The organism is Streptomyces fradiae (genome assembly GCF_041270065.1).
GTDB lineage: Bacteria > Actinomycetota > Actinomycetes > Streptomycetales > Streptomycetaceae > Streptomyces.
In genome coordinates, this window is the sequence record NZ_CP065958.1 from 6909935 (window position 1) to 6927961 (window position 18027).

General features: G+C 72.7%; 16 protein-coding genes. 15 read left to right on the plus strand and 1 reads right to left on the minus strand.

From position 1 onward, the window contains the following. Nucleotides 1-167 precede the first annotated feature (167 nt). Nucleotides 168-1109, minus strand: coding sequence for a cation diffusion facilitator family transporter (locus tag JAO84_RS31410; protein ID WP_370415864.1), 942 nt, complete (start codon nt 1107-1109; stop codon nt 168-170). A 415-nt stretch (nt 1110-1524) separates the two neighbouring features. On the opposite strand from JAO84_RS31410, the gene JAO84_RS31415 reads away from it, so the two are divergent. The 15 genes from JAO84_RS31415 to hpnH all read left to right on the plus strand — a co-directional run bounded on the left by JAO84_RS31415 (nt 1525) and on the right by hpnH (nt 18026). Further along, nucleotides 1525-3354, plus strand: coding sequence for a DUF5941 domain-containing protein (locus tag JAO84_RS31415; protein WP_370416920.1), 1830 nt, complete (start codon nt 1525-1527; stop codon nt 3352-3354). After that, complete coding sequence (locus tag JAO84_RS31420; RefSeq protein WP_370415865.1) at nt 3351-4103, plus strand: sugar phosphate nucleotidyltransferase; 753 nt, start codon at nt 3351-3353, stop codon at nt 4101-4103. Before JAO84_RS31415 ends, JAO84_RS31420 begins: the two co-directional genes overlap by 4 nt. Continuing rightward, entirely contained in the window at nt 4091-5152 is a 1062-nt protein-coding gene (locus JAO84_RS31425; protein ID WP_370415866.1) for an iron-containing alcohol dehydrogenase family protein, read from the plus strand. The genes JAO84_RS31420 and JAO84_RS31425 overlap by 13 nt, the downstream gene beginning before the upstream one ends. Next, on the plus strand, nt 5130-5909 hold the full coding sequence (locus tag JAO84_RS31430; protein WP_370415867.1) for a CDP-alcohol phosphatidyltransferase family protein: 780 nt from the start codon (nt 5130-5132) through the stop codon (nt 5907-5909). Before JAO84_RS31425 ends, JAO84_RS31430 begins: the two co-directional genes overlap by 23 nt. Nucleotides 5910-5920: 11 nt before the next feature. Next, on the plus strand, nt 5921-6805 hold the full coding sequence (locus tag JAO84_RS31435; protein WP_265863126.1) for a glycosyltransferase family 2 protein: 885 nt from the start codon (nt 5921-5923) through the stop codon (nt 6803-6805). A gap of 49 nt (nt 6806-6854) precedes the next feature. Further along, on the plus strand, nt 6855-7784 hold the full coding sequence (locus JAO84_RS31440; RefSeq protein WP_370415868.1) for an ABC transporter permease: 930 nt from the start codon (nt 6855-6857) through the stop codon (nt 7782-7784). After that, nucleotides 7777-8562, plus strand: a complete 786-nt coding sequence (locus JAO84_RS31445) for an ABC transporter ATP-binding protein (RefSeq protein ID WP_265863124.1) — start codon at nt 7777-7779, stop codon at nt 8560-8562. Before JAO84_RS31440 ends, JAO84_RS31445 begins: the two co-directional genes overlap by 8 nt. A 154-nt stretch (nt 8563-8716) precedes the next feature. Continuing rightward, the gene (locus JAO84_RS31450) at nt 8717-9349 is read left to right on the plus strand and encodes a TetR/AcrR family transcriptional regulator (RefSeq protein ID WP_265863123.1); all 633 of its coding nucleotides are present in this window, start codon (nt 8717-8719) and stop codon (nt 9347-9349) included. Nucleotides 9350-9712: 363 nt separating this feature from the next. After that, nucleotides 9713-10633, plus strand: coding sequence for a squalene synthase HpnC (gene hpnC / locus JAO84_RS31455; protein ID WP_370415869.1), 921 nt, complete (start codon nt 9713-9715; stop codon nt 10631-10633). Beyond that, on the plus strand, nt 10630-11580 hold the full coding sequence (gene hpnD, locus JAO84_RS31460) for a presqualene diphosphate synthase HpnD (protein ID WP_370415870.1): 951 nt from the start codon (nt 10630-10632) through the stop codon (nt 11578-11580). Before hpnC ends, hpnD begins: the two co-directional genes overlap by 4 nt. 88 nt (nt 11581-11668) lie before the next feature. Further along, nucleotides 11669-13102 (plus strand): hydroxysqualene dehydroxylase HpnE, encoded by a 1434-nt coding sequence (hpnE, locus tag JAO84_RS31465; RefSeq protein ID WP_370415871.1) that lies wholly within the window; start codon nt 11669-11671, stop codon nt 13100-13102. Next, nucleotides 13099-14199, plus strand: a complete 1101-nt coding sequence (locus JAO84_RS31470) for a polyprenyl synthetase family protein (RefSeq protein ID WP_370415872.1) — start codon at nt 13099-13101, stop codon at nt 14197-14199. Before hpnE ends, JAO84_RS31470 begins: the two co-directional genes overlap by 4 nt. Before the next feature lie 119 nt (nt 14200-14318). Beyond that, entirely contained in the window at nt 14319-16325 is a 2007-nt protein-coding gene (shc, locus tag JAO84_RS31475; protein ID WP_370415873.1) for a squalene--hopene cyclase, read from the plus strand. After that, nucleotides 16325-16996: a 1-hydroxy-2-methyl-2-butenyl 4-diphosphate reductase gene (locus JAO84_RS31480; protein WP_370415874.1), complete on the plus strand. Its 672-nt coding sequence runs from the start codon at nt 16325-16327 to the stop codon at nt 16994-16996. Before shc ends, JAO84_RS31480 begins: the two co-directional genes overlap by 1 nt. Nucleotides 16997-17003: 7 nt before the next feature. Continuing rightward, nucleotides 17004-18026 carry an adenosyl-hopene transferase HpnH gene (gene hpnH / locus JAO84_RS31485; protein WP_370415875.1) on the plus strand — a complete coding sequence of 341 codons (1023 nt, stop codon included), beginning with the start codon at nt 17004-17006 and terminating at the stop codon, nt 18024-18026. Nucleotide 18027 lies beyond the last annotated feature (1 nt).

Sequence of the window (18027 nt, forward strand, 5' to 3'; positions counted from 1 at the left end):
GGGTCCCGGCCGACGACAGGACGAGGTGAGGCGTCAGGTCAGCCGGAGACCCGGAGGTTGAGGGACGACCGGGCGCTGCCGCTGCGGGCAGCCTTCATCGCGACGGTCATCAACCTCAGCTCCTCTCACCGCACACGTACGACGTACGCCATGAGCCTAGCAACAACTCACAGGCAGAGCCTGGCCTCGTGCTCGGCATGACCGGCCGGCTCCAGCTGGAAGGTGCAGTGCTCGACGTCGAAGTGCGAGCCCAGGCAGCCCTGCAGATCGTGCAGCAGCTTCTCGTGCCCGATCGCGTCCAGGGTGTCCTGGCTGACGACCACGTGCGCCGAGAGCACCGGCATCCCCGAGGTGATCGTCCAGGCGTGCAGGTCGTGCACGTCCTCGACGCCCGGCAGGGCCAGGATGTGCGCCCGTACCTCCGCCATGTCGACGCCCTTGGGGGCGGACTCCAGGAGCACGTCCAGGGTCTCCCGCAGCAGCTTGACCGTGCGGGGCACGATCATCAGGCCGATCACGATCGAGGCGATCGGGTCCGCGTACTGCCAGCCGGTGAGCAGGATGATGCTGGCGGCGACGATCACCGTCACCGAGCCGAGGGCGTCGGCGAGCACCTCCAGATAGGCGCCGCGCACGTTCAGGCTCTCCTGCTGGCCGCGCATCAGCAGCGACAGGGAGACGATGTTGGCCACCAGGCCGATCACGGCGAAGGCGATGGCCAGTCCGCCGCGGGTGTCGGCCGGCTCGATGAACCGCTGGATCGCCTCGTAGAGGACGTAGCCGCCGACGCCGAGCAGGAGCAGACAGTTGGCGAGCGCGGCGAGGATCTCGGCCCGCGCGAAGCCGAAGGTGCGGTTTCCGGTGGGCGGCCGGTTGGCGAAGTGGATGGCGAGCAGCGCCATCCCGAGGCCGAGGGCGTCGGTCGCCATGTGCGCCGCGTCCGCGATCAGCGCGAGCGAGTCGGCGACCATGCCGCCGACGATCTCCACCACCATCACGGAGAGCGTGATGCCGAGTGCGATCCGCAGTCGGTTCCTGTAGGCCAGGGCCGCGGTGCCGGTCGGCGGCGGCCCGCCGTGGCTGTGTCCGTGGTCGTGTCCAGCCCCCATGACAAGGCCTCCCGGGTCGTGTCGGCTACCTGCTCGGTGATGTCTCCGATTCGCCAGTGAACTACGGGTGGGGGGTATGTGCAACACGGTACTGAACACCGTTGTCAACTGCTCTGACCTGCGGTTATGTGAACCGGACTGCGAGTGGCCGAAACCACCCCCAGGAGGGAGCGCGGTCGCGGTTTGTCGCCCGGACGGGGGATCGCCCATGATGATCTCTCCAGCACCTGGCGTACCCGCGCGGACACGGGGCGGCATGGGGGAGACCGTCCCGCGAAACCTCGGTGAACTCGTGCTTCCGTCATCCGATAGCCTCAGCCGACGTGCCGCCGCCGGTGCCGGGCCGCCTCGCCGCGTCCGCAGCCGTGCCGGGGCCCCGCCGGCCCGTCCGCCAGCTCCAAGGAGTGAGTTCGCCCTGTCGACCGCCATCCTCACCGGTCCGCCGGTACCCGGATCGTCGCTCGACGCCGATCTGCGGTCCCTCGGCTTCACCGTCGAGACCGCGTCCGGCCCCCACGAGACCGGCGCCCTGCTGGCCCGTGTCCCCGCCGGACAGCGCGTCGCCCTCGTGGACCCCCGCTTCGTCGGGCACCTCCACGCGCTGCGGCTCGCGCTGACCGACCCCCGCTTCCCGGCCGCCGCCGCGCCCGGCGCGCTCACCGCGCAGCCCGAGGCCCGCCAGGCCCTGGCCCGCGCCCTCGACCGGGAGACGGGCCCCGAGGCCGCGCCCGCCGGGCCCGCCGCCGGCGGCGACCAGGCGCTCGCCGTCAGCCTCCCCGACACCCTCGCCGACGCGCTCGACGCCGACGGCGTGGCCGTGCACCGGCCCCTGTTCGGCACCCTCGTCGCCACCGTGCCCGAAGGACCGGAGGCCCGCCACGAGGCCCGGGCCGCCGTCGAGGCCGTCGACGACGAAGCCGTACGCCTGAAGTCGGCCGTCAAGGCCCACGACGGCTTCTTCACCACCTTCTTCATCAGCCCGTACTCGCGCTACATCGCCCGCTGGTGCGCGCGCCGCGGTCTGACCCCCAACCAGGTCACCACCGCCTCCCTGCTCACCGCGCTGCTCGCGGCCGGCTGCGCCGCCACCGGCGACCGCGCCGGCTACATCGCGGCCGGCGTGCTGCTCCTGGTCTCCTTCGTCCTCGACTGCACCGACGGGCAGCTCGCCCGCTACTCCCTGCAGTACTCGACGATGGGCGCCTGGCTCGACGCCACCTTCGACCGCGCCAAGGAGTACGCCTTCTACGCGGGCCTCGCGCTCGGCGCGGCCCGCAACGGCGACGACGTCTGGGCGCTCGCGCTCGGCGCCATGATCCTCATGACCTGCCGGCACGTCGTGGACTTCTCCTTCAACGAGGCCAACCACGACGCCACCGCCAACACCAGCCCCACCGCCGCCCTCTCCACCCGGCTCGACAGCGCCGGCTGGACCGTCTGGGCCCGGCGCATGATCATCCTGCCGATCGGCGAGCGCTGGGCGATGATCGCCGTGCTCACCGCCGTCACCAGCCCCCGGATCGTCTTCTGGGCGCTGATCATCGGCTGCGCCTTCGGCGCCTGCTACACCACGGCCGGCCGGGTGCTGCGTTCCGTGACCCGCAAGGCCAGGCGCACCGACCGGGCCGCCCAGGCCCTGGCCGACCTCGCCGACTCCGGGCCGCTCGCCTCGGGCGTCGCCCGGCTGTTCCGCCGCAGTCGCGCCCGGGGCCTCGTCGCGCCGGCGTTCGCGCTGCTCGGCGCGGCCTGCGTGCTTGTCTGCGCCGCCGTGACCGGCCCCGGCTGGGCGACGGTGGGCGCCGCCGTCGCGTACGCCTTCTTGGCCGGGCAGGCCGTCGCCGCCCCCCTCAAGGGCGCGCTCGACTGGCTCGTCCCCCCGGTCTTCCGCGCCGCCGAGTACGGCACCGTGCTCGTCCTCGCGGCCCAGGCGGACGCCGCTCAGGCCCTTCCCGCGGCGTTCGGGCTGGTCGCGGCGGTCGCCTACCATCACTACGACACGGTGTACCGCATTCGCGGCGGCACCGGCGCGCCGCCCGCCTGGCTGGTGCGCACCGTCGGCGGCCACGAGGGACGCACGCTCGTGGTGGCCGCGCTCGCCGCACTCCTCGCGGACCGTGGCGACGACTTCACCCGGGCCCTCACCGCACTCGCGGTCGCCGTGGGTCTCGTGGTGCTCGCGGAGTCCATCCGCTTCTGGGTCTCCTCCGGAGCACCCGCCGTACATGACGAAGGAGAAACAGCATGATCGGCCTCGTACTGGCAGCCGGTGCCGGACGGCGTCTGCGCCCCTACACCGAGACGCTTCCGAAGGCCCTCGTGCCCGTGTCCGGCGAGGGCACCGAGAACGAGCTGACCATCCTCGACGGCACGCTCAAGAACTTCGCCGAGATCGGCCTCACCGAGGTCGCCATCGTCGTCGGCTACCGCAAGGAGGCCGTCTACGACCGCAAGGACGCCCTGGAGGCCAAGTACGGCCTTCAGATCACCCTCGTCGACAACGACAAGGCCGAGGAGTGGAACAACGCCTACTCCCTGTGGTGCGCGCGTGAGGTCCTCAAGCGCGGTGTGATCCTCGCCAACGGCGACACCGTCCACCCGGTCTCCGTCGAGCAGACCCTGCTCGCCGCCCGCGGGAACGGCCAGAAGATCATCCTCGCCCTCGACACGGTGAAGAACCTCGCCGACGAGGAGATGAAGGTCGTCACCGCCGACGGCAAGGGCGTCCAGAAGATCACCAAGCTGATGGACCCGGCCGACGCCACCGGCGAGTACATCGGCGTCACCCTCATCGAGGCCGAGGCCGCCGAGGAGCTCGCCGACGCGCTGAAGGCCACCTTCGAGCGCGACCCCGACCTCTACTACGAGGACGGCTACCAGGAACTGGTCAACCGCGGCTTCACCGTCGACGTGGCCCCCATCGGCGACGTCACGTGGGTCGAGATCGACAACCACGACGACCTCGCGAAGGGCCGTGAGATCGCGTGCCAGTACTGACCCGGCTCATCCCCTCGCCGGTCGTCGTCGACATCCGCGGCGGAGCGCTGGACGACCTGTCCGCGCTCCTCGCGGACCAGCGGATCTCCAGCAACGGCCGGATCGCCATCGCCATCAGCGGCGGCTCCGGCCTGAAGCTGCGTGACCGCTTCGCCCCCGAGCTGCCGGACGCCGACTGGTACCCGGTGGCCGGCGGCACCATCGACGAGGCCGTCCGGCTCGCCGACGCCATGCGCGGCAAGCGCTACGACGCGGTCGTGGCGCTCGGCGGCGGCAAGATCATCGACGTGACCAAGTACGCGGCGGCCCGGGTCGGGCTGCCGCTGGTGGCCATCGCCACCAACCTGTCGCACGACGGCATCTGCTCGCCGATCTCCACCCTGGACAACGACAACGGGCGCGGCTCCTACGGCGTGCCCACCCCGATCGCGCTGGTCATCGACCTCGACGTGATCCGGGACGCACCGGTCCGCTTCGTCCGCTCCGGCATCGGCGACGCCATCTCCAACCTCTCCGCGATCGCCGACTGGGAGCTGTCCCACCGCGAGACCGGCGAGAAGGTCGACGGCCTGGCCGCCGCCATGGCACGCAGCGCCGGCGAGGCCGTGCTCCGCCACCCCGGCGGCGTCGGTGACGACGACTTCCTCGTCACCCTCTCCGAGGGCCTGGTGATGTCCGGCATCGCCATGTCGATCAGCGGCGACAGCCGCCCCTCCTCGGGCGCCTGCCACGAGATCAGCCACGCCTTCGACCTGCTCTTCCCCACCCGGGCGGCCAGCCACGGCGAGCAGTGCGGCCTCGGCGCGGCCTTCGCCATGCACCTGCGCGGGGCCCGCGAGGAGTCCGCGCAGATGGTCGACACCCTGCGCCGGCACGGCCTGCCGGTGCTGCCCGAGGAGATGGGCTTCACCGTCGACGAGTTCGTCCGGGCCGTCGAGTTCGCCCCGCAGACCCGGCCGGGCCGCTTCACCATCCTCGAGCACCTCGACCTGTCCACAGACCAGATCAGGGACGCGTACGCCGACTATGCAAAAACCATCGGTAGCTGAGCTCCGACCGGTCGTCCACCCCCCGGGTGTGAAGGACCGGCGGAGCGGCGAACACTGGGGCGGCCGCCTGTACATGCGGGAGATCTCGCTGCGGATCACCCGCCACCTGGCGAACACCCGGGTCACGCCCAACCAGCTGACCTATCTGATGACGCTGTCCGGCGTCCTCGCCGCCCCCGCGCTGCTCATCCCCGGGATCTGGGGCGCCGTGCTCGGCGTCCTCGCCGTCCAGGGCTATCTGCTGCTCGACTGCGTCGACGGCGAGCTGGCCCGCTGGAAGAAGCAGTACTCGCTGGCCGGCGTCTACCTGGACCGGGTCGGCGCCTACCTGTGCGACGCGGCCGTGCTCGTCGGCTTCGGCCTGCGCGCCGCCGACCCGTGGGGGAGCGGCCGGATCGACTGGCTGTGGGCCTTCCTCGGCACCCTGGCCGCCCTCGGCGCCATCCTGATCAAGGCGGAGACCGACCTGGTCGGCGTCGCCCGCCACCAGAACGGGATGCCGCCGGTCAAGGAGGCGGCGTCCGAGCCGCGCTCCTCCGGCATGGCGCTGGCCCGCCGGGCCGCCGGCGCGCTCAAGTTCCACCGGCTGATCCTGGGGATCGAGGCCTCCCTCCTCATCCTGGTCCTCGCGATCGCGGACCAGGTCCGGGGCGACCTGTTCTTCTCCCGGCTCGGCGTCGCCGTGCTCGCCGGCATCGCGCTGCTGCAGACCGTGCTGCACCTGGTCTCGATCCTGGCCTCCAGCAGGCTCAAGTGAGGACGGCCACCATGACCAGGCCGATGAAGCTGGGCGCGGTCGTCATCACCATGGGCAACCGCCCGGACGACCTGCGCGCCCTCCTCGACTCGGTCGCCCGGCAGCAGGGCGAACCGGTCGAGGTGGTCGTGGTGGGCCAGGGCGTGGAGGTCACCGGGCTGCCCGCGGGCGTCCGCTCGGTGACCCTCCCGGAGAACGTCGGCATCCCGGCCGGCCGCAACATCGGCATCGAGGCCTTCGGGCCCGGCGGCAGCGACGTGGACGCCCTGCTGTTCCTGGACGACGACGGCCTGCTCGCCAACGACGACACCGCGGAGCTGATCCGCCAGGCCTTCACGGCCGACCCGCGGCTCGGCATCATCAGCTTCCGGATCGCCGACCCGGAGACCGGCCGCACCCAGCGCCGGCACGTGCCGCGGCTGCGCGCCTCGGACCCGATGCGCTCCTCGCGCGTCACCACCTTCCTCGGCGGCGCCAACGCGGTGCGCACCAAGGTCTTCGCCGAGGTCGGCGGACTGCCGGACGCGTTCTTCTACGCGCACGAGGAGACCGATCTCGCCTGGCGGGCCCTCGACGCCGACTGGATGATCGATTACCGTTCCGACATGGTGCTGCTGCACCCCACCACCCCGCCGTCCCGGCACGCGACGTACCACTTCAACGTGGCCCGCAACCGAGTGTGGCTGGCCCGCCGCAATCTTCCCGCACCCCTGGTGCCGGTCTATCTCGGCGTCTGGCTGCTGCTCACGCTGGCGCGGCGGCCCTCCGTACCGGCCCTCAAGGCGTGGTTCGGCGGATTCCGGGCGGGCTGGCGGATCCCTTGCGGTCCGCGGCACCCCATGAGGTGGCGTACGGTGTGGCGGCTGACCCGACTGGGACGCCCGCCCGTCGTCTGACATCGTGGTACCCGACTTGCCGCGCATCCCGAACACGAAAGTTTCGACTGTGAGTGACACATCCCAGGACGGTGGGGTCGTGACGAGCGCCCGACCGTCCGCCGACAGCGGCCTGAGCCCGGCCGAGCTGGCGGCGAAGTACGGACTCTCCGTCAGCGGGGCCCGGCCGGGCCTCGTGGAGTACGTCCGCCAGCTGTGGGGCCGGCGCCACTTCATCCTGGCCTTCTCGCAGGCGAAGCTCACCGCCCAGTACAGCCAGGCCAAGCTCGGCCAGCTGTGGCAGGTGGTGACCCCGCTCCTGAACGCCGGTGTCTACTTCCTGATCTTCGGTGTGATCATCGGCGCGGACCGCGGCATGTCACGGTCGGTGTACATCCCGTTCCTGGTGACGGGCGTGTTCGTGTTCACCTTCACCCAGAGCTCCGTGATGGCCGGCGTCCGCGCCATCTCCGGCAACCTGGGCCTGGTGCGGGCCCTGCACTTCCCCCGGGCCTCGCTGCCCATCTCCTTCGCGCTCCAGCAGCTCCAGCAGCTGCTGTTCTCGATGGTGGTGCTCGTCGCCGTCGCCGTGGCCTTCGGCAGCTACCCCTCGCTCAGCTGGCTGCTGGTCCTCCCGGCGCTGCTGCTGCAGTTCGTGTTCAACGCGGGCCTCGCCCTGATCGTGGCGCGGATGGGTGCCAAGACGCCCGACCTCGCGCAGCTGATGCCGTTCATCATGCGCACCTGGATGTACGCGTCGGGCGTCATGTTCTCGATCCCGGTGATGCTGGAGGACAAGCCGGCCTGGATCGCGGACCTGCTCCAGTACAACCCGGCCGCGCTGCACATGGACCTCATCCGGTTCGCGCTGATCGACGGCTACGGCGCGTCCAACCTGCCGCCGCACGTCTGGTTCGTCACCCTCGCCTGGTCCCTCGTGATCGGCCTGGGCGGCTTCGTCTACTTCTGGAAGGCCGAGGAGAGGTACGGCCGTGGCTGACAGCGACCGGGGCCGGATCCCCACCGTCATCGCGGACAACGTCCACATCGTCTACCGGGTCAACGGCGGCGCCGGCGGCAAGGGCAGCGCCACCGCGGCCCTCAGCCGCATCATCCGGCGCCGCAAGGGCCAGACCGAGCGCGGGGTGCGCAAGGTGCACGCCGTCCGCGGCGTGTCCTTCACCGCCTACCGCGGCGAGGCCATCGGCCTCATCGGCAGCAACGGCTCCGGCAAGTCGACCCTGCTGCGCGCCATCGCCGGCCTGCTGCCCACCGAGAGCGGCAAGGTCTACACCGACGGCCAGCCCTCGCTGCTCGGCGTCAACGCCGCGCTCATGAGCGACCTCACCGGTGAGCGCAACGTGATCCTCGGCGGCCTCGCCATGGGCATGAGCCGCGAGCAGATCAAGAACCGCTATCAGGACATCGTCGACTTCTCCGGCATCAACGAGAAGGGCGACTTCATCTCGCTGCCGATGCGGACCTACTCGTCCGGCATGGGCGCCCGGCTCCGCTTCGCCATCGCCGCCGCCAAGCAGCACGACGTCCTCATGATCGACGAGGCCCTGGCGACCGGCGACCGCAAGTTCCAGAACCGCTCCGAGGCCCGCATCCGCGAGCTGCGCAAGGAGGCCGGCACGGTCTTCCTGGTGAGCCACAACAACAAGTCGATCCGCGACACCTGCGACCGCGTGCTCTGGCTGGAGAAGGGCGAGCTGCTCATGGACGGCCCGACCGACGAGGTCATCGCCGCCTACGAGCGCGAGACCGGCAAGTAGCACGGCCGGCGCCCCTGCGCGCGCCCCGCGCCACCACCGCCGCCCCCGCCGAACCGATCGGCGGGGGCGGCGGTGCGTTCACGGACGTCCGGTTTTCGCGCGTCGCGCGGCCACCCGGAATGTTCATGCGGTCAACATCGGGCAGGATGAGCGCATGGCAGCGATCCCGGGAGGAAAGACGTATCACCACGGCGACCTGCGCAACGCCCTCATCTGCGCCGCCGTCGGACTCGCCGGCGAAGGGGGGCCCGAACGCGTCGTCCTGCGCGAGGCCGCCCGCCGGGTGGGCGTCTCGCCCACCGCCGCCTACCGGCACTTCGAGGGCCGCGGCGAGCTCCTCGCCGCCGTCCGCGACCACGCCCGGCGGGCCCTCGCCGACTCCATGGAACGGGCCGCGGCCCGGATGCCCGGCGCCGACGACCCCGCCCTCGCCGCCGAGGCCCGGCTCGCCGCCCTCTGCCGCGGCTACGTGGCCTTCGCCGTCGAGCAGCCCGGCCTCTACCGTTCCGCCTTCGGCACCCCCCGTACCGAGGCCGCGGAGCCGGAGGCCCCGGCCGGCGAGGTACGCGCCTTCACCCTGCTCACCGACGCCCTGACCGCCCTCGGCGCCACCGCGCGCCCGCCGCGCGCCGCCCGGCCGGCCGCCGACGCCGCCGCGTGGTCGGCCGTGCACGGACTGTCGCTGCTGCTGCTCGAAGGGCCGCTGCGCCGGCTGCCCGCCCAGCGCCGGGACGACGTCGTCGACTCCACCCTCGCCATGGTCGTCTCCGGCACCCGCGTACCCTGACGCCCGGGCTGCCCACGGGCCGCCCCAGGGCGCGCCCAAGTCATGGTCAACAAGGTCAAGAACGGGTGAACTTCCGCCCGTACGGGGAAGGTTGACGTCGCGCCCGGCGTTGTCCACAGGCGCCCGGGCCCCCGACGCGGCATCCGGCCCCGTACAACGTAAGCTGTACCGGTCCGTTTCGCGGCAAGTGGGGCGATACCCCGCGGCGTCCGGGCCCCGGGCGGAGGGCCACGGGCAGGGCTCGGCGGCGTGTCCGAAATAGGATGGATTCGATCCGCGGTGTAGAACGGGAGATGTGACGGCCATGACGCAGAATCTCCAGCTCCACGAGGGTGTCGCCGTCCCCGCGTCGGGCAGCGGCCGGTGACCGGAATCCGGCAGGTGCGAGACCAGGACACCTCGCACGCCACTCTCGGCAAGGCCGCGGACGAGAACTTCCCCGTGGCGCCCTTCTTCCTGCCGCGCGCCTGGCGCGACGACCTGATGGCCGTGTACGGCTTCGCCCGGCTCGTCGACGACATCGGCGACGGCGACCTCGCCCCCGGCGGCGCGGACGCCCGGCTGCTCGGCGTCGCCCCCGAGCGGGCCGGCGACCGGCTCGCCCTCCTCGACGCCTTCGAGACCGACCTCCGGCGCGTCTTCGACCCCGCCGGCGACGGCCCGCACCACCCGCTGCTGCGCGCCCTCGTCCCCACCGTCGAGCGCTGCGGGCTGCCCCCCGAGCCGTTCCTCGGCCTGGTCGCCGCCAACCGGCAGGACCAGCTGGTCAGCCGGTACGAGACCTACGACGACCTGCTCGCCTACTGCGAGCTCTCCGCGAACCCGGTCGGCCGGCTCGTGCTCGGCATCACCGGCACCGCCACGCCCGAGCGGATCCGCCGCTCCGACGAGATCTGCACCGCGCTCCAGATCGTCGAGCACCTCCAGGACGTCGCCGAGGACCTGGCCCGCGACCGGGTCTATCTGCCGGCCGAGGACCTCAAGCGGTTCCACGTCACGGCCGACGACCTCGCCGCCCCCACCGCCGGGGCCTCCGTGCGCGCCCTGATCGCCTTCGAGGCCGGCCGGGCCCGCGACCTGCTCGACTCCGGAGCCCCGCTCGTCGGCAGCGTCCGCGGCCGGCTCCGGCTGCTGCTCGCGGGCTTCACCGGCGGCGGGTACGCGGCACTCGACGCGATCGCCGCCGCGGGCTTCGACGTCCTGCCCGGGCCGCCCAAGGCCGCCAAACCGAGTCTGATCCGCCGGGCGGGCGCCGTCCTGCTCACGGCGCGGAAAGAGGGGTGAGCCGCACCGTGGAGGTACAGTCCCAGCCGTCCGCGCCGGTCCAGGCCGCGTACAGCTACTGCGAGGCCGTGACCGGACAGCAGGCACGCAACTTCGCGTACGGGATCCGGCTGCTGCCGACCGAGAAGCGCCAGGCCATGTCCGCGCTGTACGCCTTCTCGCGGCGGGTCGACGACATCGGCGACGGGCCGCTCGCGCCCCCCGACAAGAAGGAGCGCCTGGAGGGCACCCGCGCGATCCTCGCCCGGATCCGCGCCGGCGAGATCGAGGAGGACGACACCGACCCGGTGGCCGTCGCCCTCGCCGACACCGCCCGCCGCTTCCCGGTCCCGCTCGAAGGCCTCGACGAGCTCATCGACGGCGTCCTCATGGACGTGCGCGGCGAGACCTACGAGACCTGGGACGACCTCAAGGTCTACTGCCGGTGCGTGGCCGGCGCCATCGGCCGGCTCTCGCTCGGCGTCTTCGGCACCCAGCCCGGCGCCGCCGGGGCCGACCGCGCGCCCGAGTACGCCGACACCCTCGGGCTCGCGCTGCAGCTGACCAACATCCTGCGCGACGTCCGCGAGGACGCCGGCAACGGGCGCACCTACCTGCCGGCCGACGACCTCGCCAAGTTCGGCTGCTCCGCCGGCTTCGCCGCCGACACCCCGCCGCCCGGCGCCGACTTCGCCGGCCTGGTCCACTTCGAGGTCCGCCGCGCCCGCGCCCTCTTCGCCGAGGGCTACCGCCTCCTCCCCATGCTCGACCGCCGCAGCGGCGCCTGCGTCGCCGCCATGGCCGGCATCTACCGCCGCCTCCTCGACCGCATCGAACGCGACCCCGAGGCCGTCCTCCGCGGCCGCGTCTCCCTCCCCGGCCGCGAGAAGGCCTACGTCGCGGTCCGCGGCCTCTCCGGCCTGGACGCCCGCCACATCTCCCGGCGCACGGTCAGGAGGCCGGCGTGAGCGACGGAGCAAGGGCCGGCCGCGCGTCCCGGACAACCCGCGGTACCCGTACCGCGTCACCGATCACGACGTTCCGAGGGGAGGCCGTATGACCGCCGATGACATCAGGGTCACCGGGGGAGCCACCGCCGCCGTGCGCGGGCACGGGGGGCGGCCGGCGCGGGCCGTTGTGGTCGGGGGTGGGCTGGCCGGGGTGACCAGTGCGCTGCAGCTGGCCGAGGCCGGGGTGCGGGTGACGCTGCTGGAAGGCCGGCCGCGGCTCGGCGGGCTCGCGTTCTCGTTCAAGCGCGGGGACCTCACCGTCGACAACGGGCAGCACGTGTATCTGCGCTGCTGCACCGCCTACCGCTGGTTCCTGGACCGGGTGGGCGGCGCGCACCTGGCGCCCGTGCAGCGGCGGCTCGACGTGCCCGTGCTCGACGTCGGGCGGCAGGCCGGACCGCGGCTCGGGCGGCTGCGGCGCGACGCGCTGCCCGTACCGCTGCATCTGGCGCGCAGCCTCGCCACGTATCCGCATCTGTCGCTCGGCGAGCGGGCCGGCGTGGCCCGGGCGGCGCTCGCGCTGCAGAAGCTCGACCCCGCCGACCCGGCCCTGGACGGCATCGACTTCGGCACCTGGCTCGGCCGGCACGGCCAGTCCGCCCGCGCCGTCGAGGCGCTGTGGGACCTAGTCGGCGTGGCCACCCTCAACGCCGTCGCGCCCGACGCCTCCATGGGTCTGGCCGCCAAGGTCTTCAAGACCGGCCTGCTGTCCGAGAACGGCGCCGCCGACATCGGCTGGGCCCACGTCCCGCTCGGCGAACTGCACGACACCCTCGCCCGCAAGGCCCTCGACGCCCTCGGCGTCCGCACCGAACTGCGCGCCAAGGCCGAGCGCATCACCCGCACCGACGACGGCCGCTGGACCGTGACGCTGCCGGGGGAGACCCTGGAGGCCGACGCCGTCGTCCTCGCCGTCCCCCAGCGCGAGGCCCACGAACTGCTGCCCGAGGGCGCCCTCGACGACCCCGACCGGCTCCTCGACATCGGCACCGCGCCCATCCTCAACGTGCACGTGATCTACGACCGCAAGGTGCTGCGCCGGCCCTTCTTCACCGCGATCGGCAGCCCCGTCCAGTGGGTCTTCGACCGCACCGAGTCCTCCGGACTCACCGGCCCCGGCCAGTACCTGGCGGTCTCCCAGTCCGCCGCCCAGGACGAGATCGACGAGCCCGTTGCCGTGCTCCGCGAGCGCTACCTCCCGGAGCTGGAGCGGCTGCTGCCCGCCGCCCGCGGCGCCGGCATCCGCGACTTCTTCGTGACCCGGGAGCGGACCGCCACGTTCGCCCCCACCCCTGGCGTCGGCCGGCTCCGCCCCGGCGCCCGCACCCGCGCGCCCGGCCTCTGTCTGGCCGGCGCATGGACCGCCACCGGCTGGCCCGCGACCATGGAGGGTGCCGTCCGCAGCGGCTTCAGCGCCGCGGGCGCCGCACTCTCCGCACTCGGCCGCCACTACGACCATCCGCTGCAGGAGGCGGCATGAGTGTGAGTACCGGAACCAGAGGAGAGACCGTGCCGACCGTGCCACCGGGGAATCCGGCTGTCGACACCGCGGACGTCGCCGCACTGCTGGAGCGGGGCCGCGCCCTGTCCACGCCCGTCATGCGGGCGGCCGTCGACCGCCTCGCGCCGCCCATGGACACCGTGGCCGCCTACCACTTCGGCTGGATCGACGCCCTGGGCCGCCCGACCGAGGGCGACAGCGGCAAGGCCGTGCGCCCCGCGCTCGCCCTGATCTCCGCCGAGGCCGCCGGCGCCGCCCCCGAGGTCGGCATCCCCGGCGCCGTCGCCGTGGAGCTCGTGCACAACTTCTCGCTGCTCCACGACGACCTCATGGACGGCGACGAGCAGCGCCGCCACCGCGACACCGTGTGGAAGGTGTACGGCCCCGCCCAGGCCATCCTGGTCGGCGACGCGCTGTCCGCCCTGGCCAACGAGGTGCTGCTCGAACTCGGCACCGTCGAGGCCGGCCGCGCCACCCGCCGGCTGACCACCGCCAACCGCAAGCTCATCGACGGCCAGGCACAGGACATCTCCTACGAGCACCGCGAGCGGGTTACCGTCGAGGAGTGCCTGGAGATGGAGGGCAACAAGACCGGCGCCCTGCTCGCCTGCGCCGCCTCCATCGGCGCCGTCCTCGCGGGCGCCGACGACCGCACCGCCGACAAGCTGGAGGAGTACGGCTACCACCTCGGCCTCGCCTTCCAGGCCGTGGACGACCTCCTCGGCATCTGGGGCGACCCGGACTCCACCGGCAAGCAGACCTGGTCCGACCTGCGCCAGCGCAAGAAGTCGCTGCCCGTCGTCGCCGCCCTCGCGGCCGGCGGCCCGGCCTCCGAGCGGCTCGGCGACCTGCTCGCCGCCGACGCCAAGAGCACCGACTTCGACTCGTTCTCGGAGGCCGAGTTCGCCGCCCGCGCCGCCCTCATCGAGGAGGCCGGCGGCCGGGAGTGGACCTCCCAGGAGGCCCGCCGCCAGCACGAGATCGCCATCGGCGCCCTGCACGACGTGGACCTCCCGGCCCACGTGCGGGACCAGCTGACGGCACTGGCCGATTTCGTCGTCGTACGGAAGAGATGATCACCATCGCTCTGATATGAGTGCGCAGTCGCCGGCCGGTGCCACCCGGCACCGGCCGACGGCAGACCCGAAGAAGCAGAAAGTACGCCCGAGTACACCGCCTGCACGAAGGGGAAGCCATGACAGCGACGACCGACGGAAGCGCCGGGGCCATGGGACCCCGAGCGGCCGCGGCCAGCACCACCACCACGACCACCACCGCGCCCGCGTTCACCTCGCAGGGCGCCCTCGACGAGGCCGCCGCCCGCGCGGCCGAACGCTCCGTCGCCCACCTCCTCGGCCGCCAGGACCCCGAGGGCTGGTGGAAGGGCGACCTGGAGACCAACGTCACCATGGACGCCGAGGACCTGCTCCTTCGCCGGTTCCTGGGCATCCTCGAACCGGAGACCGCCCGCGCCGCCGCCCTGCACATCCGCGGCGAGCAGCGCGCCGACGGCACCTGGGCCACCTTCCACGGCGGGCCCGCCGAACTCTCCGCCACCATCGAGGCCTACGTCGCCCTGCGGCTCGCCGGGGACGCCCCCGAGGATCCGCACATGGCCCGCGCCGCGGCCTGGGTCCGCGAGCAGGGCGGCATCGCCCGGGCCCGCGTCTTCACCCGCATCTGGCTCGCCCTCTTCGGCTGGTGGAGCTGGGACGACCTGCCGGAGCTCCCGCCCGAGCTGGTCTTCCTGCCGAGCTGGTTCCCGCTCAACATCTACGACTTCGGCTGCTGGGCCCGCCAGACGATCGTGCCGCTCACCGTCGTCTCCGCCCAGCGCCCGGTGCGGCCCGCGCCGTTCCCGCTGGACGAGCTGCACACCGACCCGGCCCGCCCCAACCCCGGCAAGCCCCTCGCCCCGGCGGCCAGTTGGGACGGCTTCTTCCAGCGCGTCGACAAGGGACTGCACCTCTACCGCAAGGTGGCCCCGCGCCGGCTGCGGAAGATCGCCATGAACGTCGCCGCCCGCTGGATCGTCGAGCGGCAGGAGAACGACGGCTGCTGGGGCGGCATCCAGCCGCCCGCCGTCTACTCGGTCATCGCCCTGCATCTGCTCGGCTACGACCTGCAGCACCCGGTGATGAAGGCCGGTCTGGAGTCCCTCGACCGCTTCGCCGTGTGGCGCGAGGACGGTGCCCGGATGATCGAGGCCTGCCAGTCCCCGGTCTGGGACACCTGCCTCGCCACCATCGCGCTCGCCGACGCGGGCGTACGGCCCGACCACCCGGCCCTGGTGAAGGCCGCCGACTGGATGCTCGGCGAGGAGATCGTCCGCAAGGGCGACTGGGCCGTGCGCCGGCCCGAACTCCCGCCGGGCGGCTGGGCCTTCGAGTTCCACAACGACAACTACCCGGACATCGACGACACCGCCGAGGTGATCCTCGCGCTGCGCCGCGTCGCGCACCCCGAGCCGGCCCGGGTGGACGCGGCCGTCCGCCGCGCCGCCCGGTGGACCGCGGGCATGCAGTCGAGGAACGGCGCCTGGGCGGCCTTCGACGCCGACAACACCAGCCCCTTCCCCAACCGGCTGCCGTTCTGCGACTTCGGCGAGGTCATCGACCCGCCCTCGGCCGACGTCACCGCCCACGTCGTGGAGATGCTCGCCTGGGAGGGCCGCGCCGACGAGCCTCGCGCCCGCCGGGGCATCGAGTGGCTGCTCGCCGAACAGGAGCCCGGCGGCGCCTGGTTCGGGCGCTGGGGCGTCAACTACATCTACGGTACGGGCTCGGTGCTGCCCGCGCTCACCGCCGCCGGGCTCGCCCGCAGCCACCCCGCGATCCGGCGGGCCGTCGACTGGCTGCGGTCCGTGCAGAACGACGACGGCGGTTGGGGCGAGGACCTCCGCTCGTACCGCGAGGAGCGCTGGATCGGGCACGGCGAGTCCACCGCCTCGCAGACCGCCTGGGCGCTGATCGCACTGCTCGCGGCCGGCGAGCGCGAGTCCGAGGCGGTCCGGCGCGGCATCGCCTGGCTGGCCGCCACCCAGCGCGAGGACGGCTCCTGGGACGAGCCCCAGTTCACCGGCACCGGCTTCCCCTGGGACTTCTCCATCAACTACCACCTCTACCGCCAGGTCTTCCCGCTCACCGCGCTCGGCCGCTATGTGAACGGGGAGCCGGCCCTGCCCGGCCGGGAGGCCCGCTGATGGGCGGCGAACCGGCCGCCGGAGCCGCCGGGGACACGGCAGCCGCCGTGCCGCCGCTCGTCGTCGCCTGCGCGCTCGGCATCGAGAAGCTGGCGCTGCGCAGCGGTGACCGGGGCGGGGCGCCCGCCCCGGTCACGGTGGTGCGCACCGGCATGGGCCCGGCGCACGCCCGGCGGACCGTCGCGCGCACCCTCGGCCGGGAGCCCTGGCGGGACGCCGCCGTCATCGCCTCCGGCTTCTGCGCGGGGCTCGCGCCCGGCATGCACCCCGGCGACCTGATCGTCGCCGAGGAGACCCGCGGCCCCGACGGCACCACCCCGTGCGTCGGCACCGACCTGCTCGTCAAGGCGCTCAGCCGGGCGCTGCCCGGCCGCACCGTCCACACCGGCCCGCTCACCGGCTCCGACCACGTGGTGCGCGGCCCCGAGCGGGCCGCGCTGCGGGCCGGCGGCGCGATCGCCGTCGACATGGAGTCGGCCGCCACCCTGAGCACCGCCATGGCCGCCGGAGCACGCCCGGTTGCGGCCGTACGGGTGGTCGTGGACGCTCCAGAACATGAACTGGTCCGGATCGGCACGGTGCGCGGGGGAATATCGGCCTTCCGTGTGCTGCGTGCGGTCCTGCCCGCATTCTTCGAATGGCACCGTTCTTTGCTGCTCCCCAGGAGGTGAACGAGTTATGGCCATGCCGCTCCGTCAGTCCATCCGGGTCGGGACCTATCTCTTCGAACAGAAGCTCCGCAAGCGGGACAAGTTCCCGCTGATCGTCGAGCTGGAGCCGCTCTTCGCGTGCAACCTCAAGTGCGAGGGCTGCGGAAAGATCCAGCACCCGGCCGGTGTGCTCAAGCAGCGCATGCCGGTGGCCCAGGCGGTCGGCGCCGTCCTGGAGTCCGGGGCGCCGATGGTGTCGATCGCCGGCGGCGAGCCGCTGATGCACCCTCAGATCGACGAGATCGTGCGCCAGCTGGTGGCCAAGCGGAAGTACGTCTTCCTGTGCACCAACGCCATGCTGCTGCGCAAGAAACTGGACAAGTTCACGCCCTCCCCGTATTTCGCCTTCGCGGTGCACATCGACGGGCTGCGCGAGCGGCACGACGAATCGGTGGCGAAGGAGGGGGTCTTCGACGAGGCCGTGGCGGCGATCAAGGAGGCCAAGCGGCGCGGCTTCCGGGTCACCACGAATTCGACCTTCTTCAACACCGACACCCCGCAGACGATCATCGAGGTGCTCAACTTCCTCAACGACGACCTGCAGGTCGACGAAATGATGATCTCGCCCGCCTATGCCTACGAGAAGGCTCCCGACCAGGAACACTTCCTGGGTGTCGAGCAGACCAGGGAACTCTTCAAGAAGGCGTTCGCGGGTGGAAACCGGCGCCGCTGGCGGCTGAACCACTCGCCGCTCTTCCTGGACTTCCTGGAGGGCAAGGCCGACTTCCCGTGCACCGCGTGGGCGATCCCCAACTACTCGCTCTTCGGGTGGCAGCGCCCCTGCTATCTGATGAGCGACGGCTACGTCCCGACGTACCGCGAGCTCATCGAGGAGACGGACTGGGACAAGTACGGCCGCGGCCGGGACCCGCGCTGCGCCAACTGCATGGCGCACTGCGGCTACGAGCCCACCGCCGTCCTCGCCACCATGGGCTCGCTCAAGGAGTCCCTCCGCGCGGTCCGCGAGACCGTCAACGGGAACCACGGGTGAG

Excerpts from the sequence above, each read along its gene's own strand:
- JAO84_RS31410 (WP_370415864.1), bottom strand. The coding sequence starts at position 1,109 with ATGGGGGCTGGACACGACCACGGACACAGCCACGGCGGGCCGCCGCCG.
- JAO84_RS31420 (WP_370415865.1), top strand. The coding sequence starts at position 3,351 with ATGATCGGCCTCGTACTGGCAGCCGGTGCCGGACGGCGTCTGCGCCCC.
- JAO84_RS31430 (WP_370415867.1), top strand. The coding sequence starts at position 5,130 with ATGCAAAAACCATCGGTAGCTGAGCTCCGACCGGTCGTCCACCCCCCG.
- JAO84_RS31435 (WP_265863126.1), top strand. The coding sequence starts at position 5,921 with ATGACCAGGCCGATGAAGCTGGGCGCGGTCGTCATCACCATGGGCAAC.
- JAO84_RS31450 (WP_265863123.1), top strand. The coding sequence starts at position 8,717 with ATGGCAGCGATCCCGGGAGGAAAGACGTATCACCACGGCGACCTGCGC.
- hpnE (WP_370415871.1), top strand. The coding sequence starts at position 11,669 with ATGACCGCCGATGACATCAGGGTCACCGGGGGAGCCACCGCCGCCGTG.
- JAO84_RS31470 (WP_370415872.1), top strand. The coding sequence starts at position 13,099 with ATGAGTGTGAGTACCGGAACCAGAGGAGAGACCGTGCCGACCGTGCCA.
- shc (WP_370415873.1), top strand. The coding sequence starts at position 14,319 with ATGACAGCGACGACCGACGGAAGCGCCGGGGCCATGGGACCCCGAGCG.
- JAO84_RS31480 (WP_370415874.1), top strand. The coding sequence starts at position 16,325 with ATGGGCGGCGAACCGGCCGCCGGAGCCGCCGGGGACACGGCAGCCGCC.
- hpnH (WP_370415875.1), top strand. The coding sequence starts at position 17,004 with ATGGCCATGCCGCTCCGTCAGTCCATCCGGGTCGGGACCTATCTCTTC.